Source organism: Mycolicibacterium smegmatis (assembly GCF_001457595.1).
Taxonomy (GTDB): domain Bacteria; phylum Actinomycetota; class Actinomycetes; order Mycobacteriales; family Mycobacteriaceae; genus Mycobacterium; species Mycobacterium smegmatis.
Genome location: NZ_LN831039.1, coordinates 4159960 through 4180546 on the forward strand (window position 1 = coordinate 4159960; position 20587 = coordinate 4180546).

19 protein-coding genes are annotated in these 20587 nt (G+C 64.7%); 11 read left to right on the plus strand and 8 right to left on the minus strand.

Annotation, left to right across the window (positions count from 1 at the left end):
* Position 1 precedes the first annotated feature (1 nt).
* The 9 genes from AT701_RS20020 (at position 2) to AT701_RS20060 (ending at position 8421) form a co-directional block, all read left to right on the plus strand.
* The gene (locus AT701_RS20020; protein WP_058126463.1) at positions 2-991 is read left to right on the plus strand and encodes an isopenicillin N synthase family dioxygenase; all 990 of its coding nucleotides are present in this window, start codon (positions 2-4) and stop codon (positions 989-991) included.
* Positions 992-1174: 183 nt separating this feature from the next.
* On the plus strand, positions 1175-2188 hold the full coding sequence (locus AT701_RS20025; RefSeq protein WP_058126464.1) for an isopenicillin N synthase family dioxygenase: 1014 nt from the start codon (positions 1175-1177) through the stop codon (positions 2186-2188).
* Positions 2181-2453, plus strand: a complete 273-nt coding sequence (locus tag AT701_RS20030; RefSeq protein WP_058126465.1) for a 2Fe-2S iron-sulfur cluster-binding protein — start codon at positions 2181-2183, stop codon at positions 2451-2453. Before AT701_RS20025 ends, AT701_RS20030 begins: the two co-directional genes overlap by 8 nt.
* Positions 2454-2468: 15 nt before the next feature.
* Positions 2469-2879, plus strand: coding sequence for a VOC family protein (locus AT701_RS20035; protein WP_011729471.1), 411 nt, complete (start codon positions 2469-2471; stop codon positions 2877-2879).
* 9 nt (positions 2880-2888) lie between these two features.
* A complete protein-coding gene (locus tag AT701_RS20040; RefSeq protein ID WP_011729472.1) occupies positions 2889-4199 on the plus strand; it encodes a pyrimidine permease RutG in 1311 nt (436 codons plus the stop codon).
* Entirely contained in the window at positions 4199-5620 is a 1422-nt protein-coding gene (hydA, locus tag AT701_RS20045) for a dihydropyrimidinase (protein WP_011729473.1), read from the plus strand. The genes AT701_RS20040 and hydA overlap by 1 nt, the downstream gene beginning before the upstream one ends.
* A 15-nt stretch (positions 5621-5635) precedes the next feature.
* Entirely contained in the window at positions 5636-6655 is a 1020-nt protein-coding gene (locus tag AT701_RS20050) for a TIGR03842 family LLM class F420-dependent oxidoreductase (protein ID WP_011729474.1), read from the plus strand.
* Complete coding sequence (locus AT701_RS20055; protein ID WP_058126466.1) at positions 6652-7947, plus strand: M20 family metallo-hydrolase; 1296 nt, start codon at positions 6652-6654, stop codon at positions 7945-7947. Before AT701_RS20050 ends, AT701_RS20055 begins: the two co-directional genes overlap by 4 nt.
* A 141-nt stretch (positions 7948-8088) precedes the next feature.
* Complete coding sequence (locus tag AT701_RS20060; protein ID WP_011729478.1) at positions 8089-8421, plus strand: bis(5'-nucleosyl)-tetraphosphatase; 333 nt, start codon at positions 8089-8091, stop codon at positions 8419-8421.
* A gap of 5 nt (positions 8422-8426) precedes the next feature.
* Here AT701_RS20060 and AT701_RS20065 read toward each other — a convergent pair whose 3' ends face one another.
* From AT701_RS20065 to AT701_RS20075, 3 genes are all read right to left on the minus strand, one after another.
* Positions 8427-9182, minus strand: coding sequence for a nucleotidyltransferase domain-containing protein (locus AT701_RS20065; RefSeq protein WP_058126467.1), 756 nt, complete (start codon positions 9180-9182; stop codon positions 8427-8429).
* A gap of 193 nt (positions 9183-9375) precedes the next feature.
* Positions 9376-11085: a class I adenylate-forming enzyme family protein gene (locus AT701_RS20070; protein ID WP_223495674.1), complete on the minus strand. Its 1710-nt coding sequence runs from the start codon at positions 11083-11085 to the stop codon at positions 9376-9378.
* A 31-nt stretch (positions 11086-11116) separates the two neighbouring features.
* Positions 11117-11908 (minus strand): enoyl-CoA hydratase/isomerase family protein, encoded by a 792-nt coding sequence (locus AT701_RS20075; protein ID WP_058126469.1) that lies wholly within the window; start codon positions 11906-11908, stop codon positions 11117-11119.
* Between the two features lie 440 nt (positions 11909-12348).
* Here AT701_RS20075 and AT701_RS20080 point away from each other — a divergent pair, with 440 nt between their 5' ends.
* On the plus strand, positions 12349-12948 hold the full coding sequence (locus AT701_RS20080; protein ID WP_011729483.1) for a TetR/AcrR family transcriptional regulator: 600 nt from the start codon (positions 12349-12351) through the stop codon (positions 12946-12948).
* Positions 12949-13213: 265 nt separating this feature from the next.
* Here AT701_RS20080 and AT701_RS20085 read toward each other — a convergent pair whose 3' ends face one another.
* The 3 genes from AT701_RS20085 to AT701_RS20095 form a co-directional block, all read right to left on the minus strand.
* Positions 13214-14701 (minus strand): dihydrolipoyl dehydrogenase family protein, encoded by a 1488-nt coding sequence (locus AT701_RS20085; RefSeq protein WP_011729484.1) that lies wholly within the window; start codon positions 14699-14701, stop codon positions 13214-13216.
* A gap of 420 nt (positions 14702-15121) precedes the next feature.
* A complete protein-coding gene (locus AT701_RS20090; protein ID WP_011729485.1) occupies positions 15122-16459 on the minus strand; it encodes a TetR/AcrR family transcriptional regulator in 1338 nt (445 codons plus the stop codon).
* Between the two features lie 138 nt (positions 16460-16597).
* Positions 16598-17506: a LysR family transcriptional regulator gene (locus AT701_RS20095; RefSeq protein ID WP_223495677.1), complete on the minus strand. Its 909-nt coding sequence runs from the start codon at positions 17504-17506 to the stop codon at positions 16598-16600.
* An 876-nt stretch (positions 17507-18382) separates the two neighbouring features.
* Here AT701_RS20095 and AT701_RS20100 point away from each other — a divergent pair.
* A complete protein-coding gene (locus AT701_RS20100) occupies positions 18383-19357 on the plus strand; it encodes a zinc-binding alcohol dehydrogenase family protein (RefSeq protein ID WP_014877902.1) in 975 nt (324 codons plus the stop codon).
* Positions 19358-19399: 42 nt separating this feature from the next.
* On the opposite strand, the gene AT701_RS20105 is transcribed toward AT701_RS20100, so the two are convergent.
* The gene (locus tag AT701_RS20105) at positions 19400-19720 is read right to left on the minus strand and encodes a hypothetical protein (RefSeq protein WP_051644151.1); all 321 of its coding nucleotides are present in this window, start codon (positions 19718-19720) and stop codon (positions 19400-19402) included.
* Positions 19721-19846: 126 nt separating this feature from the next.
* The gene (locus AT701_RS20110) at positions 19847-20458 is read right to left on the minus strand and encodes a CGNR zinc finger domain-containing protein (RefSeq protein WP_014877904.1); all 612 of its coding nucleotides are present in this window, start codon (positions 20456-20458) and stop codon (positions 19847-19849) included.
* Positions 20459-20587: the final 129 nt, after the last annotated feature.

Genomic DNA, 20587 nt, shown 5'->3' on the forward strand with positions numbered 1-20587 from the left:
TGTGTTGTCCATTCCGCCGGTCGACCTCATTGAAGCTGCCGCAGACCCGGCCTCGCGTCGGCGACAGTTCGAGCTCCTGGATGCCGCATTCTCCGAGGTCGGGTACGTCCACGTCGTCGGCCATCGGATCCCGTCTTCGGTGTTCACCGAGCTCTACGCCGTCACGCGGCGCTTCTTCGGTCTCCCGGCGGAGGAGAAGAGCAAGGTAGCGCAGCCGACACCTGAGCAGGTGCGCGGATGGTCCGGGGCCGGCTCGGAGGGTATGGCCTATTCCCTGGGGGAAGAAACGCACGCCGACCTCAAGGAGAAGATGGACATCGGCCCTGTGACGGGGCCCACCATCGGGCAACCGGGCGCCGGGCCGATGGCATACCTGAACCTGTGGCCGGAGCTGCCGGAGTTCCGGACGGCGTGGGAGTGCTACTACCAGCACATGCAACGGGTGGGCGCCGAACTGCTGGCCTTGGCCGCCGAGGGATTCGGACTGAGCCGGCAGCATTTCGTGCCGTTGTTCGACGCCGAGTTGAGCATGCTTCGCGCACTGCACTTTCCGCCGCAGCCCGAGCCGCCCCTACCCCATCAATTCCGTGCCGGTATTCACACCGACTACGGCGCCTTCACCGTGGTCTCCGCCGAATCGACACCAGGAGGGTTGCAGGTCCTCGAGGCTGACGGTGAGTGGTTGGAGGTGAACACCACCCCGGCCACGCTGGTGGTGCTGGTCGGGGATCTGCTCGCGGAGTGGACGGGAAATCACTGGCCGGCGACGTTGCACCGCACGGCCAATCCTCCGCGGTCGGTGGCGTTCGAGAACTCAAGGCTGGCGTTCGCGTTCTACCAGCATCCGAACTGGGATGTCGAGGTTGCGGAGTTGTCACCGTTCGCCGGTGGTGCGGCCCACGCGACGGACGACGCGCTGGTCTCCGGCAGGCACCTGGCCGAGAAGTACGTCAGGCAGACGACGTTCGGGACCTCGGATCCCACCGTCTGACCGGCGACCCGTGTAAACCGCAGCTTTCGGTATGCGACATCCGTGTGATCGTCTGTTACATACAGGTTTCCGATGTAAGGCGGTGACAGGCTCACCTTTGATCTGGCGGTGATCGCTGCTCTTGTCGGCACGTGTTCTGCGCCGAAAACTCGTCGTATCCGCTATGAGACGAGGAGCCAACACGTGTCCCAGGACAATTCGGTAGTACCTGTCATCGACATCGCCGCTCTGCACGGCGACGACGAGGCCGCCATGATTGCGGTCGCCGCAGAACTCGATGCGGCATGTCGGGAGATCGGTTTCTTCCAGATCCGCAACCACGGCATCTCCGAGGACGTGATCGAGGCGATGTACCGCACCGCCGACGAGTTCTTCGCATTGCCAGACGAAGAGAAACGCCTCGTCGCACAACCGAGTTCAGATGCGGTACGCGGCTACTCGTCGATCGGCGAGCAGGCGTTCTCCTACAGCGAGGACGTGCACCAACCGCGGGACCTGCATGAGAAGTTCGACATCGGACCTGTCGACGTCGACCGCGACGACCCTTACTACGCCCCTGAGAACGCCGGACCGCACTTCCTGCCCAACCTGTGGCCACAACGGCCCGCCGGCATGGAGGCAGCTTGGACCACCTATTTCCACGCCATGAACGACCTCGCCCGAAAATTGATGAGCGCGTTCGCCCTCGGGTTGAGGTTGCCCGCCGACTACTTCGTCGACACCATCGACCGCGACATCAGCATGCTGCGGGCGATCAATTACCCGCACCTGAACACCCCGCCTCAGCCGGGACAGATGCGCGCGGGTTCGCACACCGATTACGGCAGTCTGACCATCGTGCGTCAGGAAGCCGCGCCCGGCGGTCTGGAGGTGTTCACCAAGGACGGCGACTGGATATCGGTACCCGTGGTGCCCGACGCCCTCGTGGTGAACATCGGCGATCTGATGGCGCAGTGGACCAACGACCTGTGGACCTCGACGCGCCACCGTGTGCGCACCCCCGGTCCTGATGCGTCGGGAGACACCCGTCGCATGTCGCTCGTCTTCTTCCACCAACCCAACTACGACGCCGTCATCGAGACCCTGCCGACGTGTATCACGGCTGACAACCCGCGCCGCTACGATCCCATCACCTCGGGTGATCACCTCACCTCGAAGTTCGAGAAGACCATCGCCCTCGCCTCGACAAATGGTTGAGAGCTTCGAGATCGAACTGCGCCGCTCCGGCCGGGTGGTGACCGTTCCGTCTGACCGCACCGCCCTCTCGGCGGTTCGTGACGTGCTGTCGACCGCCGAATTCGACTGTCTGCGCGGCGAATGCGGCGCCTGTGTGGCGAAAGTCCTGGAGGGCATACCCGACCACAGGGACACCGTGCTCTCCGAGCGTGCCAGGCAGGCAGGCAAACGAATCATTCTGTGCGTCAGCCGTTCCGCCACGCCGCGGCTCGTGCTCGACCTCTGACGAAAGGCTGTGCCCGTGACACCGACCCTGTCGTTCGCGAGTGTGTTCGCTTCCGACATCGAGAAGCTGAGCACGTTCTACGCAGACCTGCTCGGCCTGCCCGAGGTTACCGAATTGCGCTCCGAGCATTTCCGTGGGCTGCGGATCGGTCCGACCATACTCGGATTCAGTGCGCCGAGTGCCTACGCCATGCTGAACCTGACGGCACCCGGAGAGGGCGCCGAAGGAGTGGACACCTTCCTCACATTCGAGATGCCGGACGCCGCCACGGTGGACTCCACCACCGCGGCGGCGGTCGCCGCGGGCGCACGCTGCGTGCGCGAACCAGGCCGGACATATTACGGCGCCTGGCAGTCGGTGCTCCTCGACCCAGAGGGAAATGCATTCCGCCTCAACTATCTTCCCCTCGAATCCGCTCAGCACTAAGGATCCCTCATGTCCATCTTCGACTGGCAAGTCAAAAGCGGTGATTCCGTAGTCGCCCCGCACGAGCGGCTGAGTTGGCCGCGCACAACGGGAATCGGCCTGCAGCATGTGGTCGCCATGTTCGGTGCGACCTTCCTGGTGCCGGTTCTCACCGGTTTCCCGCCGGCCACCACACTGTTGTTTTCGGGTCTCGGCACGATCCTCTTCCTGATCATCACGCAGAACCGCTTGCCCAGCTATCTGGGGTCGAGCTTCGCGATCATCGCGCCCACCATCGCCGCGTCGACGTCGCACGGCCCATCAGGTGCGCTCGGTGGCATCGTCATCGTGGGCGCACTGCTCATCCTCATCGGCGCCGTGGTGCACTTCGCCGGTATCGGCTGGATCGAATCGTTGATGCCGCCGGTGGTGACCGGATCGATCGTGGCGCTCGTCGGGTTCAACCTGGCCCCAGCCGCCAAGGCCAACTTCGAAGAAGACGCTGTCACCGCCGCGGTCGTGCTGGTGCTCTTGCTGTTGTCACTGGTGGTGTTTCGGGGTCTGCTCGGACGGTTGGCGATCTTCACCAGCGTGGTGATCGGTTACTTCGTGGCACTGGCCCGCGGCAAGGTCGACACCAGCGCTATCGGCGCCGCGGACTGGGTCGGTCTGCCCGAGTTCACCACCCCCACCTTCCATCTGTCGGTGCTGCCGATGTTCATCCCGGTGGTGATGGTGCTGGTCGTCGAGAACATCGGCCACGTCAAGTCGATCACGGCGATGACCGGCATCGACAACAACAGCCGAGTGGGTCGCGCGCTGGCCGCCGACGGACTGGCGACGGTTCTGGCAGGTAGCGGCGGCGGTTCGGCCACCACCACGTATGCCGAGAACATCGGCGTGATGGCCGCGACCAAGGTGTACTCGACCGCGGCCTACTGGATCGCGGGCCTGGCGGCGATCCTGCTCGGCCTCTCCCCCAAGGTTGGCGCAGTGATTGCCTCCATCCCACCCGGTGTCCTCGGTGGTGTCACCGTCGCGCTCTACGGCCTGGTCGGGATCCTCGGCGTGCACATCTGGGTGACCAACAAGGTCGACTTCTCCAAGCCCATCAACCAGTTCACCGCCGCCATCGCCCTGGTGATCGGAATCGCCGACTTCACCTGGAAGATGGGCGATCTCGCCTTCGGCGGTATCGCGCTGGGCGCGATCGGCGCGGTGGTCGTCTACCACGTGATGCGGATGATCGGGCAGTGGCGCGGCACCGTGATCATCGATGGTCCGGCGTCTGATGACGCGGCAGCGCAAGATCTCACGGCGGGTCAGAAGGTGGCGCTCTGATGGTTACCACCCTGATCCGGGGCGGCACCGTGGTTTCGGCGACGGGGCGCCAGTCGATCGACGTGCTGATCGACGGGGCCACCATCGCGGCCCTGATCGAGCCCGGTGCCGCGCCGTTCGGTGATGGGCTCGCCGAACGTGTCGACAACGTCGTCGACGCCACCGGCAAGTACGTGATCCCCGGCGGCGTTGACGCCCACACCCACATGCAGATGCCGTTCGGTGGCACCACCGCGTCGGACACGTTCGAAACCGGCACGCGCGCAGCCGCACTGGGCGGCACCACCACCATCGTCGATTTCGCGATCCAGACCCCAGGCGAACATGTTCAGGACACTCTGCAGGCGTGGCACGAGAAAGCGGCAGGGAACTGCGCGATCGATTACGGATTCCACCAGATCATCGGTGACGTCAACACCGAATCACTCGCGGCGATGGGCGAGCTGATCGACGAAGGGGTCACGAGCTTCAAGCTGTTCATGGCTTACCCGGGCGTCTACTACTCCACCGACGGGCAGATCTTGCGGGCGATGCAGAAGTGCGCGGAGATCGGCGGGCTGATGATGATGCACGCCGAGAACGGCATCGCGATCGACGAGTTGGTGGCTCAGCACCTGGGTCGCGGCGAGACGGGCCCCTACTTCCACGGGGTCTCGCGGCCCTGGCAGCTCGAGGAGGAGGCCACTCACCGGGCAATCATGCTCGCCGACGTGACCGGTGCGCCGTTGTACGTCGTCCATGTTTCGGCACACCAGGCACTCGAACAGATCGCCACCGCGCGGGGCGCCGGCGGGAATGTGTTCGCCGAGACCTGCCCGCAATACCTGTACCTGTCGTTGGAGGAACAGCTCGGCGCCGGAGGTTTCGAGGGCGCCAAGTGGGTGTGCTCCACACCGTTGCGTGCCCGCTCCGAAGGCCACCAGGACCAGTTGTGGCGCTATATCCGCACCGGCGACGTCGCGGGTGTGGCCACCGACCACTGCCCGTTCTGCATGGTCGGCCAGAAGGAACTGGGTATCGGCAATTTCTCGAAAATCCCCAACGGCATCGGCGGTGTCGAGCACCGCATGGATCTGATGTTCCAAGGTGTCGTCGACGGGCGAATCAGCCTCGAACGGTGGGTGGAGGTCTGCGCGACCACCCCGGCGCGCATGTTCGGCCTGTACCCCCGCAAAGGTGTCATCTCGCCAGGGGCCGACGCTGACGTGGTGATCTACGACCCCGCCGGGCACACCAGTATCGGCGTCGGCAAGACCCACCACATGAACATGGACCACTCGGCCTGGGAGGGCTTCGAGATAGACGGCGCCGTGACGGCCGTGTGGTCGCGCGGAAAGAAGGTCGTCGAGGACAGGCGCTACCTGGGAGCCAAGACCGACGGTCGATTCGTGCGCCGCGAACTTTCCCAGAATCTCATCTGAAGAGGAGAACAATCGATGGATTTCGGCGTTGTGCTGCAATGCAATCCACCAGCATCCCGGGTCGTGTCGCTGGCTGCGGAGGCTGAGGACCGTGGCTTTTCGCACGTGTGGACCTTTGATTCGCACGTGTTGTGGCAGGAGCCGTACGTCATCTACAGCCAGATCCTCGCCGCCACCCGCAACGTGATCGTCGGGCCGATGGTCACCAACCCGTTGACCCGGGACGACACCGTCACGGCGTCGACGTTCGCGACGCTGAACTCGATGTTCGGCAACCGCACCGTATGCGGCATCGGGCGCGGGGATTCGGCGGTTCGGGTGATCTCCGGCAAACCCTCTACCGTCACCCATCTACGGGAGAGCATCGAGGTGATCCGGGCGCTGGGCAACGGCGGCAGCGCCACGATCAACGGGGCGACCGTGCAGTTCCCATGGGCAGCCCGGTCGAGATTGCCGGTATACGGAGCCGGCTACGGGCCGAAGGTGCTCGACCTGATCGGCAGGCACGCCGACGGTTTCATACTCCAACTCGCCGATCCCGCAATCGTCCAATGGACAGTGGGACGCGTACGAAAGGCAGCGGAGCAGGCGGGCCGCGATCCCCGTGATGTGACGATCGTGGTGGCCTCACCGGCCTACGTCGGCGACAACCTGGCCCACCAGCGCGACCAATGCCGATGGTTCGGCGGAATGGTGGGCAACCATGTGGCCGATCTGGTCGACCGCTACGGCGGTGACGGTACACAGGTGCCGGCGGCGTTGACCGATTACATCCGCGACCGGCAAGGTTATGACTACAACGAACACGGCCGCGCGGGCAACGCCCACACCGAGTTCGTGCCCGACGAGATCGTGGACCGATTCTGTGTGCTCGGCCCGGCCGAGGACCACGTGCGGCGGCTGCGTGAGCTCGCCGACCTCGGAGTCGACCAGTTCGCAGTGTATCTACAGCACGACGGAAAGGACGAGACATTGGCTCAGTACGGCGAGGCCGTCATTCCGGCGCTCCAGCCCACCGTGGCGGCTCGCTCATGACGGCCGACACAGTGCGCGTGCCACCGAACCCGGTGTCCGACAATGCTTTCCTGGCCGACTTCGCGGCCATGTCGACCTTCGGAGCGACACCCGCGGGAGGTGTGGAACGACAGGCGGGCACCACTGCCGACGGTGAGAACCGGCGCTGGCTTGCCGCCTGGCTGGCCGAGCGCGGTTTCGAGGTGCGCTATGACCGCATCGGCAACATGTTCGGCCTGTACGAACTGGTGCCCGGCGCTCCCTATGTGCTGGCCGGTTCGCACCTGGACAGTCAACCGCGCGGCGGCCGTTATGACGGTGCGTACGGGGTCTTGGCCGCCGCGCACGCCGCCACCAGGCTGCTCGACCATTTCCGCGCGAACCCGGGTGCCGCGCGATACAACATCGCAGTCGTGAACTGGTTCAACGAAGAAGGGTCGCGGTTCAAACCCTCGATGCAGGGCAGCGGGGTGTTCACCGGCAAGCTCGCGCTGCAGGAGGCATTGGACACCACCGATGTCGACGGCGTGAGCGTGGCCGAGGCGCTCGGTGCACTCGACATGCTTGGCGAGCGCGACGTCTTCACCGTCGGCGACCACCACACCGCAGGCGGCGTGCAGGTCGCGTCATACGCCGAGATCCACATCGAGCAGGGCCGCGAACTCGACAAGGCCGGGGTGCCGATCGGCATCGTGCCCTCGACGTGGGGCGCCAACAAGTACGAGATCTCCGTCGTGGGCGCACAGTCGCACACCGGCGCCACAGCGATCGCCGACCGTCAGGATGCATTGTTGGGTGCGGCGAAAGTCGTTGTCGCTCTGCGCGAGCTGGCCGACTCCTACGGCGAGGATCTACACACGTCCTGCGGGCAGTTGACCGTTTACCCGAACTCACCGGTGGTCGTCGCCCGGGAGGTCCACATGCACCTCGACCTACGCTCACCGTCGGACCAGCTTCTCGATGAGGCCGACGCGCGGCTCAACCGGACACTCGCCGAGATCGAAGTTGCCGCTGACGTGCGCATCGAACGTCGTTTCGCTCATACCTGGAAGGGACACACCTACACTCCCGAGGGCGTCACACTGGCCGAGGCCGCGATCGAGGCACTGGAACTGAGCTCGATGCACGTGCGCACGCGCGCCGGCCACGACTCCACGAACATGAAGGACGTCGTTCCGACGGTGATGCTGTTCATCCCCAGCGTCGACGGGGTCTCACACGCGGAGAACGAGTTCACCCACGACAAGGACCTGACCACCGGTGTGGATGTGCTCACCGAGACCATGGCACGCATGGTGGAGGGTGATCTGTGAGCTGACACCCGGCCGTATCACGCATCAGCCGCCGCACGAGCAGGGTGAGCTCGCCTGTCGATCCGAGCGCGCGCGTCGCATCGAACCGACCACGGTGGCGCTCACCGCCTGGATGAGGCCGTCGACTTCGTCGTCGACGCGGTGACCGGGTGGGCCCGCCGCGAACCCGTCACGCTGGCGGGCCACAGCTGGGGTGTATACCCGCTGACCGGAGCCGCGATCCTCCTCGGCGCCGAGCTGATTCGAGAAGTCGTATACGTCAACGCCGTCGTGCCCGAACGTGGCGTCGCCATGCGCGACAAGAACCCAGCGATGGCGTCAATCATCGACGCTCAGCTCGAAAGCAGCCAGTCGATCTCGGCCTCACCGAGTGACGTCGCCGCCCAGATGATGCAGGACGAGTCACCAGTCGCCACTACTCGAAGGCAAGCAATTTGCCCAGGCGACGTTGCTGAGCCCCGGTGCAGCGCGTGAGGCGCCTACCCCGGGTGGTGCGCGTCGAGTTCGGTGAGAGACGGAGGGTCCAGCAGCGTGTGCATCTGATCGACCGCCGCAGGCGCGTCCGTCGATGCGGTCCCGATGATCTGATGTGCCGCACTGAGACCCGCCCGGTCGATGAGACGTTTCTCGTTCAATGCCCACTGCCCGCGTGAGGCCAAGATACCGTGGGCGGTCTGCATCGCGGCCCGCGCCAGCATGCCCATGCATGCCGTGCGGTCCGCGGTGGTGGCGTAGTGGCGCGCGAAGACCAGAGAGAACCCCGCATTCCAGCGCCACCGGAGTTCAGCGGATTCCCGCAGCGCCTGTGGAAACGATACGTCCGGCAGTTGACCGGAAAGCCGCCGGGCGAGGGCAATTTCACCGATCGGGACATAGGTCGGAAGGCCCGCCAGGTGCCCTTCGACATTCTCGATGTCGAACCGCCCAACCTGGGCGTCGTCCCACCACCGCTCGATGACGTCGAGGTCACGCAACAGCACGTCCACCGGTTGGCCCGACACCGACAGCCAGGCACCGCCGTTGACGATGCGACCCCACTCACCGGGCTGCGCCGCATGTCCGGGATAACCAAGACGTGCCAGCAATGCCGCGTCGAACGAACCACGGTAGTAGACGCTGAGATCCCAGTCGCTGTCCGGGCGATGGGTGTTCGTAGCGCGACTGCCTCCAAGCACCACCGAGACCACACCGGGCAGCTCGACCAGCCGCGGCACCAGTTCTGCGACCACGTCCATACGAACCACTATCGCAGCAGGTGCGCCGTAAGACCGCGTTGCGGGCCGACACCCTGCGAAGGGCGGCTGAACCCATTTCCTCCACCGCCCAGATGCAATCGTATGTGACAGCAGATACACGACGGCAACGACCGCGCAACGGAGGTTGCCACCCTGTCACCGCGCAGGGTCCTCCCCACGGGCCGGCAGCCTCTCATTCGGATGAGTGCTGGACGACGCTTCGCGCGCGTCGACTCTGCAAGCGAGGTGCCTGCGTGATACCGCCGGCGGTGAGCTCGGTACGGATGCGCTCGCGCAACTCGACCTTGCGAATCTTGGTTCCCGACATGGGCCATTCGTCGACGAAGCGTACGTAGCGCGGCACCTTGTACGTGGCGATCCGATCGAGGCAGAAGTCGATGACGTCGGCTTCTGTCAGTTTGTGTTCGCGCGTCAGCTGGATGTAGGCAACCGGAACTTCGCCATAGTAGGCGTCAGGTGCGCCCACGACGGCGACGACCGCTACGGCGGGATGCCGGAGCAGATAGGACTCGACCTCCAGCGCGGAGACGTTCTCCCCACCGACTTTCAGCATGTCCTTGATCCGGCCCTTGAAGGTGAGCCGGCCTGCCTCGTCGAGGACGCCGAGATCACCTGATGTGAACCATCCTTCGGCGTCGATGCACGCCGCGTTGGCTTCCTCGTCGCGGTAGTAACCGAGGAAGCGGGACTCACCGCGAAATTGGATCTCTCCGAGGACGTTGGGTGCGACGGGCTCTCGGGTGTCGAGATCGACGATGCGGGCCTCCATACCCGGCAGAGGTTTCCCGCCGGTGCACACCCGGACGTCGAGCGGGTCGGCAACCGTGGTCATCGCGACATGACCACTCCCCTCGGTGATCCCGTAGTTGGCGAGTTGAATCGCGTGGGGAACGCGGGCCTGCAGCTTGCGCAGAAGGTCTTCGCCACCGGTGTTCATCAACACCCGCAGCGAGGACAGGTCGGCCACGGCGAAGTCGGGGTGGTCGAGTATGCGCATCCAGATGGTCTCGAAACACGGGATCGCGTGGGTGACCCGCTCCTCGACCATCGCACGTAGCGATTGCGCGGGGTCGAAGACACCGGCATGGACGAAAGATGCGCCTGCGGTGATGCAAGCGGTGAGGGTGGCCAGTCCCGCGGTGTGGAAGAGGGGTAGCGGGCACCAGAACACAGACGTCTCGTCGAGCAGGTAGCGGTCGAACGCGAGCGACGTTCCCTGCGCGACAACAGCCACGTGGGCGATCATGCACGCTTTGGGCGATGCCGAGGTACCCGACGTATACATGAGATACGCGACCTCGCCGCCGGGTGCGGGTTCTTCCTGGTCGACGCCGTGCCGGCTGGTCCGTTCCCTCGGGTGGGTCGTCGGCAGGCCGACGGCGCTCTGATGGGTGAAGGCCCGGGCCGGCGGTGAGTATCCGTCGTCGGCGAGGACGATGATGCGTCGCAGACGGGGCGTGGCGGTCAACGCGAGGTCCGGACCCGGCGCTTCGGCGAGGCCCGGAATCGCACTCAGCAGTTCGGCCGGCCGGTCGGAGTGCTGGTTGGGCGCAATCGTGATGACTGCTGCGAGATCGCTGTGGGCGATCACGTAACTCAGTTCGTCGGTGCGGAAACGATCGTTGATCGCGACGGTGACTGCGCCGGCACGGGCACAGGCGACGATGGCGGCGATCATGTCGAGCGATGCGGGCATCCACAACCCGACATGGTCACCGGCCTGTACACCGGCTCGGCGCAACATCCGGACGAAGTCGTCGACGCGAACATCCATCTCTGCGTAGGTGTATCGCTGGTCGGGAAAGGCGAACACCGAATCGGGATGTGCCGAGGCGCTGCGGCGCAGCAGGTCGCTGAGGTTACGCGGGACCGCTTCTGTCATGGTGATGGCTCGATTCCATTGCATGCTGCTCTCACTGCCCGGTGAATACCGGTGCTCGGTGTTCGCTGAATGCCGACATCCCTTCGGCAAAGTCACAGGACCCGATGTAGTCCCCGAAGGTCGTGAGTTCGAGCCCGAGTCCGACAGACACCGGTTGGTTCCTGGCGCTGTGAGCGGTGCGTTTCATGTGGGCCAAGGCCAAGGGACTGAGGTCGGCAATGTGCGCCGCAAGTTCGCCTGCGACGCCGATGAGTTCGTCGTGCGGGACGACTTCGTCGACGAGTCCGGTGAGGTGTCGGTGGCCTGCGGGCAGCAACTCACCGCTGAGTAGCAACCGCGCGGCGATGTTGGGCGGGACCTTGTTGACCAAGCGAGCGACTCCCCCGGCGCCGGGGAGGACGCCGTACCGGGCGTGGCCGTCTCCGATGAGCGCGGTGTCGGCCGCCAGTACGATGTCGCAGCACAGCAGCAGTTCCATACCGCCTGCGACGGCCACCCCGTTGACGGCGGCGATCACCGGCCTCGGACTGTCTTCCAGCCGGCTCAGGGTTTTCGCGGTGTGGTCGACGAACCGCACGAGTCCCTCTCGATCACCGCGGTCGAGGAACTGCTTGAACTCCCGCAGATCGCCACCCGCGCTGAACGCCGGGCCCATGCCGGTCACGACGATCACACGACACGACGGGTCGTTCTCGATCTGGTCGAGCGCAGCATTCAGGTCGGAGATGAGCTGTTGTGACAACGCGTTCCGTTTGTCGGCACGGTTGAGCCGCAGCCAGCCGACCCCTCGTGTGATGGCGAGCAACACCGTGGATTTCGTCACGGATGGTCCTTCCCGGATGGGCCGACAGCGGCGTCGGCGAGGTCGGGGATGCGACTGTGTGCACGCCAAGGCGCAACCGCCTCGGCGAATGCTCGCCGGAAGTCGCCGCTCGTTCCGGCGATCAAGATTGTTCGCATCGCTGCCTCCATGCCCCGCCATCTCAATAAGCACAGTGTCGAAAAAAAATAAGCACTCCGTCAAGTATCGGCGTGGACGCCTAGTCCGGAGGGGCCGACTGGGGGCGTCCGACCGGACGTGCGCGATGCGACGACGCCGGGCCGCCAGCCCGAAGTCGTTGTGCCGTAAGGCCATAACCGATGGCGACCGATCAGACACCTCGCGACCGAAACGGGTGACCGCGTCGCCGACAACAAGCTGATAAAAATCAGCACTGTGTGGATTCGTGCTAACCTGACTGCCGTGACAGGGAAGTTCGCCCGTTGACCCGACGGAGATCGACCGCGCCGAGCAAAGGCGACCGGCGACGCGAAGCGGTGTTGGACGCGGCCGAGGCTCTCCTGAGCACGACGGGTTATCACGCGATGACGATCGCGGATATTGCCGACGGCGCGGGCATCACCCGCGGTGCGCTCTACTTCTACTTCGGCTCGAAGCAGGAGGTCATCACAGCTCTGTTTGCGCGCTGCGTCGAAGTGCTGCACGAGAAGTCCCGAGCAGCGGCCGCTGACGCCGCCAGCGGGGCCGCCGCCATCGATATGGCGATGGAGCGCACGGAGGCGCTGTGGCGCGAGCACGGCGTGGTGATGCGCACGGCGATCGATCTCGCTTCCACCGTCGAGGAGCTCGACAGGCTGTGGGCCGATACCGCCGATCTGTTCATCGACGCCATCAGGGCGATCTTGGAGAACATGGGAGTGCCGGCAGGTTCAGGCGTGGACGAATCCTCGTCGCTCGCCAAAACGTTGTGCTGGATGATCGAACGGAACTTCTATCAGGCCTCACGGATTTCGAACGCAGAACTGGCGAAGGCGAGTCGGACCTGTGCCGAGATCTGGCGGCGGGCTGCGCGCAGCGCATGAGCCGGTCGGTCAGGCATAGTCCTCAGACCCGGGTTGATGCGTGGCGGTGCCCAGGAACACAATGGGGTGCCCTGTGCATGGCGCAGATGAAGCGAGTGAATATCACTTTTGCTCCGTGACCCAGCTTCAGGTCTACTGGTCGTACCGCCGCTACGTCGTCGGCACCTACTCTCCCTAGCTAGATGCCGGCGCGTAGCGGACGGTTGAGGCAGTGCGCTTTTCGGCTCGACAGCGCGGGCGCCAAGTCCGGTCCCCTGGTCCGCGGTCAGTCCGTGGCGTGTCGATCACGATATCCCTCAAGAAGTTTGAGCCATACCTCGCTGACGGTCGGAAAACACGGCACGGCGTGCCAGAGCCGCTCGATGGGTACCTGCCCGGCGACTGCGATCGTGGCGGCGTGCAACATCTCGACGACTCCTGGCCCGACCATGGTCACGCCCAACAGGTACCGGTGGTCTTCGTCGACAACGATGCGAGCGGCACCGCGGTACCCGTCTGCATAGAAGTTCGCGCCCGGTACCGTCCCCATGTCGACATCGACGATGTAGATCCGGTGTCCACGCCGTCTGGCTTCGTCGGCGGTCAGTCCCACCGAACCGGCCTCAGGATCGGTGAAGAACGCCTGTGGCACGGCCAGATTGTTCGCAGTTGCGGCATGTGCACTCCATGGGGCTGTGTCCACGGTGTGGCCGCGGGCCCGGGCGCCGATCACGGCACCGGCAATGCGGGCTTGGTACTTGCCTTGATGCGTCAGCAGGGCACGGCGGTTGACATCACCGAGTGCATAGAGCCACTGCCCCTCGACCCCACGCACCGAACAGGTGTCGTCGACATCCAGCCAGGTTCCCGGCGGTAGGCCGACGGTCTCCAACCCGATGTGGGTGGTGTTGGGTGTACGGCCGGTCGCGAAGAGGATCTGGTCGACCTCGATCTGTTCTCCGCTGTCGAGGCTGACCTGTACCGGACCGTTGGGCCGTGGGCGGTGCACTGCGGTGACCGAAACGCCCGTTCGTACGTCCACGCCCGCTTCGGCCAACCCGAGACGCACGTGCTCACCGACGAACGGCTCCATGCGGGGCAGCAGCGTGTCGGTGCGTGCCAGCAGCGTCACGTTCGCACCCAGCCCGCGCCAGGCCGTGGCCATCTCCACTCCGACACCCCCGCCGCCGACAACCGCCAGTCGGTCCGGCACGGTGCTGCTGTCGGTGGCCCTGCGGTTCGTCCACGGTTCGATCTCGGCCAGGCCCGGCAGGTGTGGAAGTGCGGCGGTGCTGCCGGTGCAGATCACCACCGCGTGGCGGGCATTGAGGGTCAGAACGTTGTGCTCGTCGGTGCTCACACACACCTTGCGTGCGCCGTCGAGTGTGGCGTGCCCACGCACCAGCCGAGGCCCCATGGTGGCGACCGCTTCTGCGACCGGGGTGTCGTCCCAGTTGGTGACGTATCGGTCGCGCCGCGCGAAGACTCCTTTGGAATCGATTGCGCCGACGACCGCTTCACGCGCGCCGTCAACGCGGCGCGCATCGGCAACCGCCAGCACCGGTCGCAGCAAGGACTTGCTTGGCACGCATCCCCAGAAGTTGCACTCCCCGCCGACGAGTTCACGCTCGACCAGTGCCACCGACAGGCCTTCGGCGTGGGCGCGGTCCGCGGCATTGATGCCGACCGGCCCGCCACCGATGACGACGACGTCGTATGTTTCGGCAGTCTCCGCCCCGCTGGGGGTCAGCGCGGTTGAATCTGGCTCTTTCACAATAGGTTCCCTTCCTCAAGTACCGCGGATTCAAGACCTGAACGTGAATTCATATGCTGTACAGGTGTTTTAACGACCCGGCCAAGCGGTCGGTGACATGTCTGATCTGCCGAACAGGCGTCGGACATCATTCGAGTTCTCGACAATATCGAACCTGGACAGCGCCAGTGCCCCAAACAATTTCGCAGCTCAGTGATCTGACTTGCCATATCCATACGGATGCCTCCGCTGTCGCTGATCACCCAGCTCGCAGGCTGGTCACAGTTGATTCGGCTGGCTTCCCGTGGTGTCGATCAGCAGATCATGGGACGCAAGTCTGGTCGGACGCCGTCGCGCAAGTGGGGCGATACACCCAATATTCTGGGGCATAAGGCCCAAGATGTCCAGGCTTGATTCAGACGTCAAGCGGCCGACGCATGCTCAACCTCGGCGGCGCTCGCGCCGGGGCGACTTCGAAGTGGCGAAATTGCCGACATAATTCAGCGCACCGGTCATGGCAGCCTTGAACGGTTCTGACGATGAAGTGATGTGGGTGAGCATGGTGCTGCCCTGGTGGGCAATGACGAGCACCGCAGCGAGGTGACGCGGATCTGCGTCGTCGCGTAGGTCGTGTTGCCGCACCATGGCGGTCATACCGTCGTAGAAGAGCGCCAGCCAGCGGTCGTAACCGGCGGCGATGTCGTCGAGAACCTCATCGTCGGCTTCGAGCAACTCACTGGTCAGCGACCCGTACACGCAGCCATTGCGCAGATAGTTCTCGCCGCCTTGCAACCAGCACAGTTCGGCCCATTTGTGCAGCGAGGAGATGTTGCGCAGTCCGCCCATCTCGGGTTGCGCGTGAAAGGCGAGGACGAAGTCCGTGCGGGCGGCGATGACTTGACGCACCAGATCCTGTTTGGTCGCGAAATAGTGTGACATCTGAGATCCGCTGACCCCTACCTCCGCGCGGACGTCGTCCAAACTGGTGCCGTTGACGCCGTGCTGGAGTATCAACTGAGCGGCGCCCTCCAGGATGCGGGAGCGGGTGGCCAAGCCTTTCCTCGTGAATCCCAGCGCCGCCGTTTCCTGAGGTGGCCGGCCCCGTGGCCGGTCACGCCGCCGGGGTATCGGCTGCACGCGGCGCTGTTGCGGATCTTTCGCGAACATCCGGATGTAGTTGACCAAAAATTGGGTCGCGTCGACCAATGGCCATTCCTGCCGGTAGGTGAACGCGAGCAGTCCGGCGCCCTGGTGGATGCCGACGACGATCACCGCGAGGTGCCGCGGGTCCGCGTCGGGCCGCAGGAGGCCTGCACTCCTCATCCGGTGGAAGCCATCCTCCAGCAGAGTGATCCACCGCCAATAGCCCTCGGCGAAGGTCTTTCGGGTGTCCTCGTCCGTCTTGGCCAGCTGTCCCGCCAGGGCGTGATAGGTCGCTGTACCGCGGTAGCCGATCTTGCGCAGATACCGCACGTTGAGGTCGGCCCAACGCTGCCAATCCTCGAAGGTGTCCAGGCCACCGAGCGCAGGCTGGCGGTGAAAGTCCAGCACGATGTCGAGTTGGCGCCTCAGGACCGCCCTGATCAGATCGCCGCGGTCGCCGAAGTAGTGGTTGATCTGCGACCCGCTGACCGACGCCGCCTGGCGCACCTTCTCGACGTTGAAACCTTGCAAGCCACCACTGAGTAGGACGTCGGCCGCACACCGCAGGATGCGGTCTCGAGTCGCGAGCCCCTTGGCGGTGAAGCCACGTGTGGGCAACGCATCCGCGGCGGTCATGACGCCATATTAAATTAGCTCATCGTCGTCATGACGCCGACGAATACGCCGAGGTGGTCAGAACGGTCGGTGGTGCGGCATCATGGCGGGGCCAGGGTGGGGGCAGCCCCCCCCAAACTGCGTCAGACGAGTAGACGGTCAGCCGACACAGGCAGTGTCGTGTTCGACGTCATGAGCGCCTTCGAGTAGGGCGACCAGTTCGCCGACGTCACGCCGACGCGATGTGGCAGGCCACACCGCCCACGTCCGACGTCGTAGCGGGTCACCTGCAATACGCCGCCAGGTCAAGGCCGAAGGCAACGTCTGCCGGCAACATGCCGGAGCAAGAGTGAACGTGTTCCCCAGACTGACTGTGGCATAGGCGAATTCTGCGCTCGTTTCTTGTGGACGCGCGGGCGTCGGTTCGACGTGCACGCCGAATCCGCGCAACGTCGCCGTCACCTCGTCGTACCACGGCGGGCTGCTGTCTCGCGCAAAACCTTGCCACCTCAGAGTGCCCAGCGCCTCGAGGTCCACGTCAGTGGCAGGCAGACACAGTTGTTCGGCTCGGGCCGCGCTCACGATGGCACCGAGAGGTTCGTCAGCCACGAGCGTGGCGTCGAGGTCGGAGGTCACCGGCCGGTGACGCAGTAAGCCGATGTCCAGTTCGCGGCGTTCCAACAGCTCGATCTGGTCAACGCTGCTCATCTGATGAATCGCGATGACGGTCGATCGCCAGGCCTGGGTCAGGGCCGCAAGGGCGGTGGCCGGCATGCCGGCGGGTAGCCCGAACGGTATACCGAGCCGCAACAGAGTGCTCGTGCGCTTGCCGGACGAGAGCACGTCCATCGCTTGGTCGTAACGGGACAACACCGCCTTCGCCTCGGTCAACAGCAGTTCGCCTGCCGCTGTGGTGCGTACTCCCGCCCTGGTGCGCTCGAGCAGTCTGACACCCCACCGCTGCTCCAGCCCCCGGATTGTGTGCGACACCGCCGGCTGGCTGAGTCGAAGCCGTTCCGCGGCCGCAGCGAACCGGCCCGTTTCGACTACGGCGACGAATGCTCGCATCTCGCGAAGATCCACGTCAGACTCCGGTTTCTTCCATCAAGCCGAACGGCACTGCCGCCGGCGTTGCGTTTTCGCAGCAACTCCCCGCCGTGCACCAGACTCCACTGCGGGTCAAGCTAATGGTACACAGCACAGAAACCATTAGCTCGTGGGTCGCATGGTGCGCTGTCCGGACCCCAAGTTCAGAGCACAACCGACAAACCCCGCAGCGTCACTTATCCTCGGCCCTGCTTCGCCGACGTGCGGGCGCCGGATTTTCTGGGTCACGGTCTCCACTTGAAGGCGCAACGACCCGGCGATATCGGCCGGCTCACGCCTTTCGACGTGGATGCCGGCCGTCGTTGTTGCGCGGCCTGCGCCCACTGCGCTCGAACATCGGAACTACCCTTGCCGGTCGTCTGAACGCAGCAGTTCGGTGCACGAGATCCCCGCTCGCGATACAAGCCAGCACCGCGTCGACAATCGCGGTCGAACGAACAAGGCTCGACGAGCCATGGACTTTCTGGGTGCTCTCACCCATACTGGGATCACGACTCACGACCTATCGTTTCGCCGTCGGCCGGCGCCCCACTGTCCTTTGATGTGGTTGTGATGTGCCGCTAGCGCATGTCCAAGAAGCTTCAGTTCGCGAGCCCCGAGGAGATCTGTGTCAGTGCCCCTGACCGCCGCGCTTGTCTACATCGGCGTTCTGGCAAGCGATTTCGAGTGGCATTCGGTGCCAGGGGGACGCCACAGCGCGATGACGCTGCGTCACTTATCAAACCATGTGAAAGCGAGTGAAGACTCATGACTCAGACAACCTCGACTGGAGCAACCACGGCTGTGACAGCGTTGACGGGCCCTACCGTGGTTCGCGAAGCGGCAGGCACCGAAACCATGCGCGCGATTGTGCTCACCGGCTTCGGCGGCCTGGACAAACTCGTCTACACGGAGATCCCCAAGCCCCGGCCCAAACACGGCGAAGTCGTCATCGCCGTCAAGGCATTCGGCCTCAACCACGCCGAGATGCACATGCGGCGAGGTGAATGGGCCGAAGCCGCAGAAGTCAGCGGCATCGAGTGCGTCGGTGTGGTCGACTCATGCCCCGACGGAACGTTCGACGTGGGAGATCGGGTGGCTGCGCTGATGGGCGGCCTGGGCCGAACGATCAACGGCAGTTACGCCGAATACACCAGGGTCCGCACCGCCAACGTCGCACGAATCGATGTCGACCTGCCGTGGTCGCAGCTCGCAGCGCTGCCCGAAACCTACGCCACAGCCTGGACGTGCTTGTTCCGCAGCCTCGAGCTCGAACCCGGCCAGCTGCTGCTGATTCGCGGCGCCACCTCCTCCTTCGGACAGGCGGCGCTGAAGATGGCGGTCAACGCCGGAGCGCGGGTCATCGCCACCACCCGCAAGCCCGAGCAATTCACCACACTCACCGCGATGGGTGCGCTGCGCGGCGAACTGGAAGGCCCCGACTTGGCCCGCCGCCTACCGGAGGCCAAATCCGTTGACGCCGTGCTGGATCTGGTGGGCAACAGCACCATCCTGGACTCACTCGACCTGCTTCACCGCGGCGGCCGGGCCTGCCTTGCCGGCTGGCTCGGCGGACTGGCGCCCATCCCGGACTTCAACCCCTTGGCCCGAATGGCCAGCGGCGTGTACTTGACCTTCTTCGGGAGCTTCGTGTTCGGCACACCAGGATTCCCACTTGCTGATGTGCCTCTCAGTGACATCGCGGCACAGGTGCAGGCCGGCGAGTTCGATGCCTCGCCTGTACGCGTCTTCTCGTTCGACGACATACGCGAGGCACACCAGGTCATGGAATCCGGCCATGCAAACGGCAAGATGGTCGTCACCTTGGACTGAGTTTGTTTCCCATCTGCCCATCTGGCGAGATCAGCGGGTCCGTCAGCGGCTCTGGTGAACCTCGGTGCTGACGTGTGGAACGTACACATGCGGTTGGATCGGGTAGATCCAGATCCAGCCGCGGTGGCGGTCAGCCGAAATGGTGACCGATGAGATCCCGGCGGGGGTTTGGCCGGAAGTGGCGCCCGCAGCGGGAGCGGCCAACCCCACCACCGCACCGACGACGCCACCGGCAATCATGGTGGCTACTCCGATTTTCTTCATCGGGATCACTTCCTTCAAGGGCAAAAGTCGGACGCTACCGGCCCGTGGTGAAAACTGTTCGCGCCGGTCTGTCAGCTGGAACCATGCCGCGCGGGCCATAATTTCAGCTGGCGGCAATTGATCGTTTGATGGCAGAAGTGGGCCGCCCTTCGGCCGGCACTCCTTGGTCTCACCTCGACGCGGCCGCGGTCGTATGGCGCGGCGAAGTGTGAAGCGACGGTCCGGTCAGCGATTGTGCTGCCGTTGGGCGTGGCGCGCGACGCGCGCACGGTTGCCGCACAGCGCCGAACACCATTCGCGGCGATGTTCTTTTATGAAGAAATAGGCACATGCGGGTGCCTCGCATGCGCGCAGCATCTCCCAGCGAGGACTGGTGGCCAGTTCGATGGCTTGCCTGGCGATCACGGTGATCACCGCCTCGGCGAACGCGTCCCCCGACCAGGCGTCCTGCCGGGCGAGCCCCCGGCGACGTTGAAACCGCAATTCAGGCCATACGGTTTCGGCCGCGGAAGCCGCATTGATCAGCGACACCGCGGTGGCCACGTCGGGCACCGGAGACGCCACCAAATCCCGACTGTCCCCGGTGGCCTCTGCGGCCAGACGCCGAAACGCATCACGCACCTCGATCAGACGTCCGACCGCCTCGAGACGCAACCCGTCGGTCGAACCTGGCGCGGGACGTACATCCAGCCGCTTACCGACCGCGCGTATCCATGCCTGGACATAATCCTTATCGGCAAGCGCATCGTGCACACCGTGCCGATCGATCCAAAGTGTGTTGGCCAGCGCGAGCGGGGCGGGTTCGTCCACGCGCGGCGCAGGCGCGGCCACTGTCATGAGACCTTCGCCTCATCGACTCGTACCGTGTCACCCATACATCGATACTAATGGTTACACCCCGTACCCGCCATTAGCAGGTTGCACCAGTGGACGCTGGCATCCCCGTCGCCCATGGTGCGGCGTGCG

Excerpts from the sequence above, each read along its gene's own strand:
- AT701_RS20070 (WP_223495674.1), bottom strand. The coding sequence starts at position 11,085 with ATGACAGAAGCGGTCCCGCGTAACCTCAGCGACCTGCTGCGCCGCAGC.
- AT701_RS20090 (WP_011729485.1), bottom strand. The coding sequence starts at position 16,459 with ATGACCGCCGCGGATGCGTTGCCCACACGTGGCTTCACCGCCAAGGGG.
- AT701_RS20065 (WP_058126467.1), bottom strand. The coding sequence starts at position 9,182 with ATGGACGTGGTCGCAGAACTGGTGCCGCGGCTGGTCGAGCTGCCCGGT.
- AT701_RS20105 (WP_051644151.1), bottom strand. The coding sequence starts at position 19,720 with ATGGCCCGCGCGGCATGGTTCCAGCTGACAGACCGGCGCGAACAGTTT.
- AT701_RS20055 (WP_058126466.1), top strand. The coding sequence starts at position 6,652 with ATGACGGCCGACACAGTGCGCGTGCCACCGAACCCGGTGTCCGACAAT.
- hydA (WP_011729473.1), top strand. The coding sequence starts at position 4,199 with ATGGTTACCACCCTGATCCGGGGCGGCACCGTGGTTTCGGCGACGGGG.
- AT701_RS20040 (WP_011729472.1), top strand. The coding sequence starts at position 2,889 with ATGTCCATCTTCGACTGGCAAGTCAAAAGCGGTGATTCCGTAGTCGCC.
- AT701_RS20030 (WP_058126465.1), top strand. The coding sequence starts at position 2,181 with ATGGTTGAGAGCTTCGAGATCGAACTGCGCCGCTCCGGCCGGGTGGTG.
- AT701_RS20095 (WP_223495677.1), bottom strand. The coding sequence starts at position 17,506 with ATGCGAGCATTCGTCGCCGTAGTCGAAACGGGCCGGTTCGCTGCGGCC.
- AT701_RS20100 (WP_014877902.1), top strand. The coding sequence starts at position 18,383 with ATGCGCGCGATTGTGCTCACCGGCTTCGGCGGCCTGGACAAACTCGTC.
- AT701_RS20110 (WP_014877904.1), bottom strand. The coding sequence starts at position 20,458 with ATGACAGTGGCCGCGCCTGCGCCGCGCGTGGACGAACCCGCCCCGCTC.
- AT701_RS20050 (WP_011729474.1), top strand. The coding sequence starts at position 5,636 with ATGGATTTCGGCGTTGTGCTGCAATGCAATCCACCAGCATCCCGGGTC.